The sequence below is a fragment of the Streptomyces niveiscabiei genome, assembly GCF_001419795.1.
Taxonomy (GTDB): domain Bacteria; phylum Actinomycetota; class Actinomycetes; order Streptomycetales; family Streptomycetaceae; genus Streptomyces; species Streptomyces niveiscabiei.
On record NZ_LIRL01000377.1, the window covers coordinates 1 to 10,331 of the forward strand.

Genomic DNA, 10,331 nt, shown 5'->3' on the forward strand with positions numbered 1-10,331 from the left:
GCGGCGACGACGGCGGCGACTGCGGCGGGGGGCGGGAGTTCGGTGCGGTGTCACGGGGGTTCACCGTGCTGGGGTTATGTGATCGAGCCTGGCCCATTTGGTCACGAAGCGATAACGGGTGTTTAATCCGGTGACCTATTGATCGTTTGTTGGCGGTTACTGAACCAATGTCACGTGTACTTCTGATCGAGGACGACCGGGCTGTCCGCGAGGGCGTCGTCCTGGGGCTGCGCCGACAGGGCCACGACGTGTGCGGCGTGCCGACCGGCGAGGAGGGACTGACCCAACTCCGGGCGTTCCGGCCGGACATCGTCGTCCTCGATCTGATGCTGCCGGGCATGCCGGGACTCGAAGTGTGCGCGGCCATCCGGGCGGTCGACGAGACGCTGCCGATCATCATGGCGACGGCGCGCGGCGACGAGGTCGACATCGTGGTCGGCCTGGAGGTCGGCGCCGACGACTACGTGGTGAAGCCGGTCACCGCCCGCGTCCTGGACGCCCGCATCAGGGCCGTACTGCGCCGGGCGGGCGGCGGCCAGGGGCTGCCCGCCATCGACACGTTCGGCGACCTGTCCGTCGACCGCGCCGGGGTGACCGTCACCCTCGCCGGTACGCCGGTCGCGCTCGCGCCCTCCGAGATGCGGCTGCTGCTGACGCTCTCCGCGTCGCCGGGCCAGGTGTTCAGCCGGCAGCAGTTGCTGGAGGCGGTGTGGGAGCACGACTTCCACGGGGACGCCCGGCTGGTGGACGCCTGCGTCAAGCGCCTGCGCACCAAGCTGGACGAGCCGCCGCGCGCCCCCCGTTTCATCCACACGGTGCGCGGCTTCGGCTACCGCTTCACCGCCGACCGGTGAACCGCCCTTTCCGCGGCCTGCGTTCACGCCTGATCGTCGCGTTCGTCCTCGTCGCCGCCGTCGCCGCGACCGCGACCGGCGCGCTGACCCTGCGCGAGGCCCGCACCGGCATCCTCCAGCAGAGCCAGGACGCGGTGATCCGCCAGCTCCGCAGCCACGTCGGCCAGGAGGCGCCGAACCTCCCGTACCCGCCCGACCAGGCGGACTTGCGGCGCTTCGCCGACGACATCAAGGCCAACGACGGGAGTTGGCGCATCCTCGCCGAGTACCGGGACCTCAGCGCGGGCGACCGGCTCGATGAACTCACCCCCGGCATAAGGGAGTCGGTGGCCACCAGCCGCGCGACCGTGTTCCAGCGCGTCCGCACCGACGGCCGCACCTCGCTCCTCGTCGGCATGTCGGTCACCTTCACCGACCCGAGCGGCATCGCCTCCGGCGTCCACGTCTACCTCTCCGTCCCGCAGACCGTCGAGCAGGCGTACGTCGACGCCCTGGTCACCGGCGTCCAACGCGCCATGCTGGGCGCCCTGTTGCTCGCGGTGGCGCTCGCGCTGTTCGCGGCGCGCGGGGTGCTGGTGCCGGTGCGGGCGCTGCGCCAGGCGACCCGGCGGATCGCCGAGGGCCGGCTCGACACGCGGCTCGCGGTGAACGGTTCCGACGAACTCGCCGACCTGTCCCACACGTTCAACGAGACGGCCGCCGCGCTGGAGGCTTCGGTGGCGGAGCTGCGGGAGATGGAGGCGCGGGCCCGGCGCTTCGCCGCCGACGTCTCGCACGAGCTGCGCACGCCGCTCGCCGCGATGTCAGCGGTGACCGACGTCCTCGACGAGGACGCGGCCGGGCTCGACCCGGACACGGCGACCGCCGTCCGGCTGATCAGCGAGGAGACCGTCAAACTCGCCTCGCTCGTCGACGACTTGATGGAGATCTCCCGGTTCGACGCGGGCGCGGCGCAGGTGCACCGGGACGCGATCGACCTCGCCGAGTCCATCCGGCGCACGCTCGCCGCACGCGGCTGGACGGACGCCGTGACGGTCCAACTGCCGTACGCCGTACGGGCGGACGTCGACCCCCGGCGCGTCGACGTCGTGATCGCCAACCTCGTCGGCAACGCGCTCAAGCACGGGGGCCGGCCGGTGACCGTACGGCTGACCGCCGCCGGGGGCACGGCAGTTGTCGAGGTGCGGGACAGCGGGCCCGGTATCCAGGACGACGTCCTGCCGCACGTCTTCGACCGGTTCTACAAGTCGGACTCCGCGCGCACCCGTTCGGAGGGCAGCGGGCTCGGGCTCGCGATCACCGCGGAGAACGTCCGCGTGCACGGCGGTACGGTGCGCGCGGCCAACCACCCCGACGGGGGCGCCGTGTTCACCGTCGTCCTGCCCCTCACCGCACCGGAGCAGCCATGAACCCCGGCCGCCGCGCCGCCCCGGCGCTCGCCGCGCTCCTCGCGCTGTCCTCCTGCGGCATTCCGGCGACCGGGGTCGTCGAGGCGGGCGGTCCGGCGAGCGGGATCGCCCCGGTCACGGCCGTGTACTACATCCGCGACGACGCTCTCAGTGCCGTCCTGCGGCCGACCGAACGCCCCGGCGACACCGACGACGCCCTGTCCCTGCTGCTCACCGGCCCGCCGCCCGGCGAGGGGTTCACGACCCAGGTGCGGGCCCTGCCGACCGCCGCGCCGGCCGCGCCGGGGGACCTCTTCGGGGAGTCGCCGGGGAGCTTCGCCGTCACCGAGGACGGCGGCTCCCTGACCGTCCGACTCCCCGACGGGATGCGGGAGTTGACCGACCTCGCGATCGACCAGGTGGTGTGCACGGTCGCCGCCGCACGGCGGATCTCGACTCCGCGGCTGTCGGTGGTGACGGTCCAACTGGTCGAGAGGGAGCAGCAGTTGGCGCGACGGACGGACGGGCGGTGCCCCCAGCCTTAGAGCCCCGGCCTTAGAGCCCCAGCCTCAGGCCCCGAGACCCTGGAGCCGCCAGATCTGGTTCCGCTTGTTCGGCAGCGTGGCCGCCGCGTCGCACGTCCACTGGTGGACCTTCGCCCCCGCCGAGGCGGACACCTCGCTCACGTCGACGCACTTCCCGCTGTGCACGGCGACCAGTTGGCGGTCCTTGGCGTTGCCGAGCGCGCTCACGGCGTTCAGCGTGAACATCTGGTTGGTGCCCCCGGTGCAGGTGTACTGCTGCACCGCGGCGCCGTCGGCCGTGGACGACCCGGCGACGTCGAGGCACTTGCCGCTCAACTCGTTGACCACGGTGTAGGTGTTGGCGCGTCCGGCGACCGGCCTCAGGTCCAGCATCTGCTGGTACCCGCCCTCGCAGGGGTACTGCTGGTACTGGGTGCCGTCGCCGGTGGACAGGTTCGTGTCGTCCAGGCACTGGCCGCTGTGCTGGACGACGGCGACGGTCGAGATCGTCGTGTCGGACGGCGGCAGCAGGGTCACGGTGTAGCCGTCGGCCGCGTCGGTCCAAGGGACCCTGACGGACGCGGAGTTGCCGCTGACGGTGAGCTGCTGGTCGGAGACGGTGACGGGCCCGGTGACCGCGCCGCCCCCGTTGTCGGGGACGCGCTGGACGATCGCGCGGACGCGGCCGTTCTCGACGAGGGACGTGGTGTCGAGGCGGCCCAGACTCACCGTGACGTTCCCGGTGTTGCCGTTGCTGCCGAGGAGGATCTTCGCGTTGCGGGCGGCGTTGTCCTTGGTGGCGACGGCGTCGGTGTTCGTGCCCGGCGTGACCTTGACGATGTTGCCGGTCTGCGAGCCGTAGTAGCGGTACAGGAACCACTCCCCCAGCGGCAGGTACTGGCTCCCGGACTTCGTCAGCAGCCTGGCCGCGAAGTCGTGGAGGTTCGCGCCGCTCGCCCAGTTGGCGCGCAGCCCGTCCGCGCCGGCCCGCTCCAGGCGGGAGATGTACCAGCCGCCGCGCCCCGGGTTCTGCTCGTTGCTCGCGGCGTACTCGTTGACCTGGAAGGGGCGGTTCGTCGTCATCGAGCGCGCGGCGAGCTTGGCCCGCAGGGAGTCGCCGTCGGCGACCGGGTCGCCGGGGAGGTTGTGCCAGCTGTAGATGTCCGGCTGGACGTCGTTGGCCTTCACGTAGTCGAGGTACGTGTTCCACCAGGTGTTGCCGGAGTTGGGGTGGCCGCAGGTGCTCGCGCCGACGATGACGGCGCCGGGGATCGCCGTACGGATCTTGCGGTAGGCGCGTTTCCACATCTCCAGGTACTGGGGCTGGCCCGAGCCCCAGAAGAACGAGCAGTCGGGCTCGTTCCAGATGTCCCACTGCACGTCGGTGGCGCCGGCCGCCTTCACGTCGGTGAGGAGGCGGTCGTAGAAGGCGTCGAAGCTCGACCAGTTGCCGCCGTCGCCGGGGAAGGTGGGCGTCGTCGTTCCGTCGGCGCCCCAGATGTCGTGCGGGAGGATGACGAAGGTGCCGCCGAGGGACTTGGTGCGGCGGTACTGGGCGAGGGTGGAGTTCCAGCGGCGGTCGTACTTGCCCGCCGCCCAGCCGCCGGGGCTGTCGAGCTGGGCGCCGCCCGCCCGCATGAACTTCCACTTGATGTCCTTGTAGAAGTGGTCCTGCGGGAGGGTGCCGTTCTCGGTCAGGCCGTAGAGGGTTCCGGAGGCGCGGTAGGCGGGGGCGCCGCCCGCTGTGGCGAAGTCGACGGTGACGGTGGTGTCGGCGGCCCGGGCGGGGAGCGTGAATGCGGGGAGCGCGAGGAGTGTGGCGAGTGCGATGAGCGGGGTGCGGGGCACGGGCATGGCTGGGCTCCTTGTCTCGATGGTGCCAGATGGTCATGGTCATGACACGCACACGCACGGAGGTGAACCGTCGACCGCTGCCGGCCGCCGTCGACCGCCGTCGGCCTGGAGCCGTCCCTCAGGCGGGCCCCGTGCTCGCCCGCAGCGAGATCGGCGGCGTCAGGAAGTGGTGGCGCGCGGGCACCTCGGCATCGCCGAGGCGCTCGATGAGCAGTTCCACCGCCAGCCTCCCCATCTGCGCGGCCGGTACGTCGGCGGCCGTGAGCTGCGGCGTCATCGTCTCCGCCCAGCGCGCCGCGACGATCCCGGTGACCGAGAAGTCGCGCGGGACATGGCGTCCGGCGTGCGCGAGTCCCCGGTAGATGCCGCCCAGGCACGCTTCGTTGAGGGTGACGAGCGCGGTCGTCGCGGGATCGTCGTACAGGATCCGCTCCAGGCACGCCTCGCCGGACGCCGCGTCGTCGCCGCAGCAGTACGAACGGGCCGTCAGACCGCGCTCGGCGGCGGCCTTCGTGAACCCCTCAAGGCCCCGGTGCGCGGACTCGTAGCCCGTGCGCAGGAGGTGTTCAGGGCGGTTGACCAGGGCGATCCGCCGGTGGCCGAGGTCGGCGAGGTGGTGGACGCAGGCCGCCGCGAGGGCCGTGTGGTCGAGCGCCACCCACCAGTCGCGTTCGGGGCGGGCGGTACGGCCGATGCTGACGGCCGGGAAGTCGAGGGCGGCGAGGTGGTCGACCCGGTCGTCCTGGAGGCGGATCTCCATGAGGATGGCGCCGTCGACGCGGCGTTCTCCCAGGAGGCGTTGGAAGGAGCGGTCGCTGTCCACGCCGCCCGGGGAGAGCAGGACGTCGTAGTCGTAGGAGGCGGCTGCCTCGACGACGCTGCCGATGAAGTCGAGCTGCATGCCGGTGTAGTGGTCGCCGGCGGGCGGGAAGACCAGGCCGATGGTGTTCGTGCGGCCGTTGGCCAGTGCCCTCGCGCTCGCGTTGGGGCGGTAGCCCAGCTCGTCGATGACGCGCTGGATCTTCAGGCGGGTGTCGGCGGAGACCGGGCGCTTGCCGCTGAGGGCGTACGAGACGGTGCTCCGGGAGACACCGGCCCGGCGGGCGATCTCACCGATGTTCACGGGTTCCTCCGTCTGATGTCTGATGTCTGGGCCTGGCTCTGGGTCTGATGTCTGGGTCGAACCGGTTCGCGTGAGGGAAGTTAGAAGCGGCCGGGGTCGCTGTCAATGCCCCGCGCGGGGATGCTCGAACCGGTTCACACCGGGACGGCGTTAAATGCGTCGACACTCCGCTTCCCTCCTCGGCAGAGTGGTCGTCCATGACGAGCAGCGAGTTGTGGGACCGCGCCACCGCCGAACGCTACGACGCCGAGGAGACCGAGATGACCTCGGCCCGTGTGCTCGGGCCGACCCTCGACTTCCTCGCCCAACTCGCCGGGGACGGCCGCGCGTTGGAGTTCGCGATCGGCACCGGGCGGGTGGGGGTGCCGTTGCGGGAGCGGGGTGTGCCGGTCGCCGGGATCGAGTTCTCCGAGCACATGGCGAGGGTGCTGCGGCGGAAGGTCGACGAGGAGACGTTGCCGGTGGTCATGGGGGACATGGCCAGTGCCGTCGTACCCGGCGAGTTCAGTCTCGTGTACCTCGTCTACAACACGATCACCAACCTCCTCACGCAGGACGAGCAGGTCGAGTGCTTCCGTAACGCCGCCCGGCATCTGGCGCCCGGCGGGCGGTTCGTCATCGAGCTGGGGGTGCCGCCGCTGCGGTTCCTGCCGCCGGGGCAGGTCGCCGTGCCGTTCGACGTGTCGCCGGGGCATCTCGGGTTCGACACGTTCGAGCTGGCCGAGCAGATCCTCGTCTCGCATCACCTCACGCGGGAGGAGGACGGCAGGTACCGCCGCGCCGCCTCCCGGCACCGGTACGCGTGGCCCGCGGAGCTGGACCTGATGGCGCGGATCGCGGGGCTGGAGCTGGAGCGGCGGGTCGGGGACTGGAACGGGGAGCCGTTCACGGACGCGTCCGCGAAGCACGTCTCGGTGTGGCGCAAACCGACCTGACGAACCGGCTCCCGGCTCCCGGCATGATGTCGCGTTCACCCCCGAGGCGGCCCCGCGTCCACGACCCGCATCGACAGGTCCAGCGGATCGAAGTGGATCAGCGACTCCAGCCACCAGGTCGCCCCGGCCTCGGCGAGCCCCTTCAGGTCGACGTCCTTGTCCTCCTCCCACGCGGGGCTCGCGTTGCCGCGTACGGCGATGTCGAACGGCCGGTCGCCCGGCAGGCCGGCGCGGCTCAGCGCCCGGCGGACGCCGGCGACCTCGTCCGGGGTGAGTTCGCGGTCCTCGGGGTTCGGGAAGACGCCGTCGCAGCCTGCGGCCCGGCGGATCACTCGCGGGTGGTTCGTGGAGGCGGCCATCCAGACCGGGATGCGGTACGGCTCCGGCTGCCCGGCCGGCAGGTTCACCCGGTAGTGCGGGCCGTCGTGGTCGATGGCCTCGCCGGCCCACATCGCCCGCATCAGCCCGAGCCCCTCGGTCAGCATCGACGCGCGGGTGGCCAGGCCGGCGGGCTCCCCGAAGCGGCTGAAGTCGCCGGTCTCGTCGACCCCCACTCCCGTACCGACGACGAGCCGTCCCCGGGAGAGCCTGCTGACGGTGGACGCGTGCCGTGCGACCATCCAGGGGCGGCGCCGGGCGAGCGGCGTGACGGCCGGGCCGAGCAGCAGGCTCCCGGTGGCCTGCGCGATGGCCGCGAGCGTGGTCCAGGGGTCGGCGATCGGCATCGCCTCGCTGACGACGTGGTCCCACAGGAACACCCCGTCCCACCCGGCGGCCTCCGCGCGCACCGCCAGTTCGACGAGGATGTTGGGGTCGCCGAAGGGGCCGAACGGCGGCAGGTAGACGCCGAAGCGCAAGTTCTCGTGCACGGGAACCCTCTCCAGGGTTGGTTGCCGGGACGCGGGACCAGTCTGGCGGAGGCACTTCGGGGCACGTGAATTGGGTCACCGGCCGGCGGTACGGGGGCGACGGCCCACCCTGACATTCGTCAGGACCGCAACTCCCGCCTCCTTCCCTAGTGTTCGAGTCCTCCGCGACACCCGACCAGGAAGAGACGGCCCCCATGCGCCTGTTCCGCCCCACCCTCGCCACCGCCGCCGCCCTGTGCGCCCTCACCACCGGCGTCGTCGTCGCCCAGCCCGCGCAGCCCGCGAGCGCGGCGGCCTCGGACTGCACGGGTGGTGCGCGCGGCTTCCGCGACCACCCGGACGACGCCGAGGGCGACACGGACAAGCCGCGTGACTTCTCCGTCGGCAACGTCCGGTTCACGCTGGAGAAGGGCTGGTTCGGCGGTCAGATCGCGTTCGGCAAGATCAGCGGCGAGACCCGGCCCGGCGACAACGTGTGGATGGACTGGCGCGCGGACGGCTGGGACAACACGAACGCCGTGTCGCCGTGGCTCCAGTGCGGGCCGTTCACCGTCCGCTCGGCCGGGCAGAGCCTGACCACCCCGTTCAAGCGGACCAGCACCGACCCCAACTACCAGTTCCGGGTGTGCGGTTCGCTGATCTCCGACGGCGTGGTCCGCTGCTCCGCCTGGTGGTGACCGCTCCGCGCCCGCCCTTCGACTCCATCAACCTCCGGGAGCACTCCCCATGAAGCGTCGTCTCCTCGCGGCCGGTGCCGCGTTGCTGCTGGTCGGTGGTGCGGCGGGGTCCGCCGCCGCTGCCGGTGCCGGTCCGGCCCCCGCCGCCGTCGCGGCCGTGCAGGTGCCGAGCGGGGTCACCGCCGGGGTCGCGGTGTTCGACCGGCAGACCGGGACGTTCACCGAACAGCTCGACGCGAGCGCCCGGTTCAGGTCCGCGTCCGTCGTCAAGCTGCTCCTCGTGCTGGACTTCCTGTGGAACCGGGGCCCCGACTACACCGTGCCCGCCGCCGACCGGGCACGGCTGGAGCCGATGCTGCGCGGCAGCGACGACAACGCGGCCAACCACTACTGGTCGACGTACGGAGGGTCGGCGATCATCAACCGCATGGTCGGCCGCCTCGGGCTCCAGGACACGGCGCCGCCACCCGCCGCGTACCCGGGCTTCTGGGGGTACACGGCGATCTCGGCCCGCGACACGGTGGCGATCTACCGCTACCTCCTGGACTCGGCGCCCGCGCCCGTGCGCGACTTCGTGATGGGCAACCTGCGCCAGTCCACCCGCTGCGCCTCCGACGGCTTCGACCAGCACTTCGGCGTCGCCGGGGCGTTCGACAAGCCGTGGGCGGTGAAGCAGGGCTGGGCCGGGTCGTCGTACCCGAAGGGCACCTGCCCGAACGCGACGGCCGCCGCGGCCTCCACGCGGGTGACCGCCGCCGCGACCTCCACGCGCGTGACCGCCGCCGCCGACGTCGACCTGACGCGTCCCGCGCTGCACAGCACGGGGACCGTCGGCGCGGGGGACCGTTCCATCGTCGCCGTGTACACGCTGCATCCGGCCGGTACGTCGTACGGCAAGGCGTACACGGACATCGGGCGGCTGGCCCGCTCGCTGGACGTGCCGGGTGCGACGCGCCCCGGGGGGTGGTGGTACGGCACCTGGAGCGAGCACGTCAACGTCCGCCGGGACCCGTCGACGGGCAACGCCCCGATGACGCAGCTCCCGGCCGGCGTCGAGGTGCTGATCGGCTGCCAGAAGCGGGGACAGGAGGTGCGGGTGCCGCCGTACACGAACGACTGGTGGGCCTACCTGCCCCAGTACGGCGGCTGGATCTCCAACATCTACGTCAGCTCGCCCGACAACCGGATCCCGGACGTCAAGGAGTGCTGACCGAGTAGTCGGCGAGGTGGCGCAGCACCTTGTCCACGTGCGGCTGTACGCGCGCGGGGACGCCACCCTCGTCGATGACGGTGCGGTCGCTCGTGCGCCAGCCTGCGGCGATCAGCGCGGGCAGGTCACCTTCGGGGAGACGGGCCTGCTTGAACTGCTGGTCGAGCCAGCAGGTGTAGAGGCTCATCGTGGCGATCGCGTCGGGCGGCGACAAGTAATCCTTGTCGCCGTCCCCGTCGCCGTCCACCGCCCAGGCGCGGAACACCGACGGCGTCCACATGGCGATGCCGTACTCCTCCGACGCCGGGCGGGAGGCGTGCACGTCGAAGCCGCTCTCCGCCTTGATCATGGCGGCGAGGAACGCGGGGGTGATCTCGGGGTCGCTACAGCGCTTCGCCGCGTTGACGATGACCGGGCGCAGGGCCTTCGGTACGTCGGAGTCCTCCCGGATGCTTCCGGCGTCCACTACGCGCGCGCCGGTCACGACGGCGGGAGCCGTACGGCCGGAGTCGTCCCGCCCGTCGTCCGGTCCGTCGCCGCCTCCGGCGATGGCGAACCCGGCGACGGCCGCGACGACGGCCAGCGCGGCGGCGGCATACGGCAGCACGCGGCGCCTGCGGGGTGTCCCGGCCAGCCCTTCGACCCGTTCCGCGAGGCTCGCGGCGGTGTGCTTCAGGCGTGACTCGTGGTCCGGCGCGAGGCAGTCGGCCACGATCCGGCGCCAGTTCTCGTCCAGACCGGCGTCCAGACGCAGCGGCGCCGTCCCGCGCGCGTACGCCTGCGCGGCCAGCGAGCGGGCTCGGGCCGTGGCGCCCGGGAAGGGGTGCAGGCCGCCCGTGAGGACCTGGTGGGCGAGAACGCCGAACGCCCAGATGTCGGCGGTCGTCCGTACGACGG

10 protein-coding genes are annotated in these 10,331 nt (G+C 72.2%); 6 read left to right on the forward strand and 4 right to left on the reverse strand.

What is annotated here, in order from left to right; all coding sequences use genetic code 11:
• The first annotated feature begins 167 nt into the window (after positions 1-167).
• From AOK24_RS18850 to AOK24_RS18860, 3 genes are read left to right on the forward strand one after another with little or no spacing between them, the layout of a single operon-like run.
• Entirely contained in the window at positions 168-854 is a 687-nt protein-coding gene (locus tag AOK24_RS18850; protein WP_055721237.1) for a response regulator transcription factor, read from the forward strand.
• Entirely contained in the window at positions 851-2,263 is a 1,413-nt protein-coding gene (locus AOK24_RS18855; protein ID WP_079056880.1) for a sensor histidine kinase, read from the forward strand. The genes AOK24_RS18850 and AOK24_RS18855 overlap by 4 nt, the downstream gene beginning before the upstream one ends.
• Positions 2,260-2,787 carry a hypothetical protein gene (locus AOK24_RS18860; RefSeq protein ID WP_055721238.1) on the forward strand — a complete coding sequence of 176 codons (528 nt, stop codon included), beginning with the start codon at positions 2,260-2,262 and terminating at the stop codon, positions 2,785-2,787. The genes AOK24_RS18855 and AOK24_RS18860 overlap by 4 nt, the downstream gene beginning before the upstream one ends.
• A gap of 24 nt (positions 2,788-2,811) precedes the next feature.
• Here AOK24_RS18860 and AOK24_RS18865 read toward each other — a convergent pair whose 3' ends face one another.
• On the reverse strand, positions 2,812-4,620 hold the full coding sequence (locus tag AOK24_RS18865) for an RICIN domain-containing protein (protein ID WP_055721239.1): 1,809 nt from the start codon (positions 4,618-4,620) through the stop codon (positions 2,812-2,814).
• Positions 4,621-4,738: 118 nt separating this feature from the next.
• Complete coding sequence (locus AOK24_RS18870) at positions 4,739-5,743, reverse strand: LacI family DNA-binding transcriptional regulator (RefSeq protein WP_055721240.1); 1,005 nt, start codon at positions 5,741-5,743, stop codon at positions 4,739-4,741.
• Between the two features lie 197 nt (positions 5,744-5,940).
• On the opposite strand from AOK24_RS18870, the gene AOK24_RS18875 reads away from it, so the two are divergent.
• Positions 5,941-6,678, forward strand: a complete 738-nt coding sequence (locus tag AOK24_RS18875; protein ID WP_055721241.1) for a class I SAM-dependent DNA methyltransferase — start codon at positions 5,941-5,943, stop codon at positions 6,676-6,678.
• Positions 6,679-6,713: 35 nt separating this feature from the next.
• Here the strand turns inward: AOK24_RS18875 and AOK24_RS18880 are convergent, their stop codons facing one another.
• On the reverse strand, positions 6,714-7,547 hold the full coding sequence (locus AOK24_RS18880; protein ID WP_055721242.1) for an LLM class flavin-dependent oxidoreductase: 834 nt from the start codon (positions 7,545-7,547) through the stop codon (positions 6,714-6,716).
• A 194-nt stretch (positions 7,548-7,741) separates the two neighbouring features.
• On the opposite strand from AOK24_RS18880, the gene AOK24_RS18885 reads away from it, so the two are divergent.
• Both AOK24_RS18885 and AOK24_RS18890 read left to right on the forward strand, forming a co-directional pair.
• Complete coding sequence (locus tag AOK24_RS18885) at positions 7,742-8,224, forward strand: hypothetical protein (protein WP_055721245.1); 483 nt, start codon at positions 7,742-7,744, stop codon at positions 8,222-8,224.
• Positions 8,225-8,273: 49 nt separating this feature from the next.
• Positions 8,274-9,434, forward strand: coding sequence for an SH3 domain-containing protein (locus tag AOK24_RS18890; RefSeq protein WP_055721243.1), 1,161 nt, complete (start codon positions 8,274-8,276; stop codon positions 9,432-9,434).
• On the opposite strand, the gene AOK24_RS50805 is transcribed toward AOK24_RS18890, so the two are convergent.
• On the reverse strand, positions 9,421-10,331 hold a 911-nt coding region (locus tag AOK24_RS50805), incomplete at its 5' end, for a serine/threonine-protein kinase (protein ID WP_478078770.1). The genes AOK24_RS18890 and AOK24_RS50805 overlap by 14 nt on opposite strands.

Bases quoted from the DNA above. Each gene is read 5' to 3' on its own strand.
- AOK24_RS18890 (WP_055721243.1), top strand. From the start codon at position 8,274: ATGAAGCGTCGTCTCCTCGCGGCCGGTGCCGCGTTGCTGCTGGTCGGT.
- AOK24_RS18860 (WP_055721238.1), top strand. From the start codon at position 2,260: ATGAACCCCGGCCGCCGCGCCGCCCCGGCGCTCGCCGCGCTCCTCGCG.
- AOK24_RS18865 (WP_055721239.1), bottom strand. From the start codon at position 4,620: ATGCCCGTGCCCCGCACCCCGCTCATCGCACTCGCCACACTCCTCGCG.
- AOK24_RS18875 (WP_055721241.1), top strand. From the start codon at position 5,941: ATGACGAGCAGCGAGTTGTGGGACCGCGCCACCGCCGAACGCTACGAC.
- AOK24_RS18850 (WP_055721237.1), top strand. From the start codon at position 168: ATGTCACGTGTACTTCTGATCGAGGACGACCGGGCTGTCCGCGAGGGC.
- AOK24_RS18885 (WP_055721245.1), top strand. From the start codon at position 7,742: ATGCGCCTGTTCCGCCCCACCCTCGCCACCGCCGCCGCCCTGTGCGCC.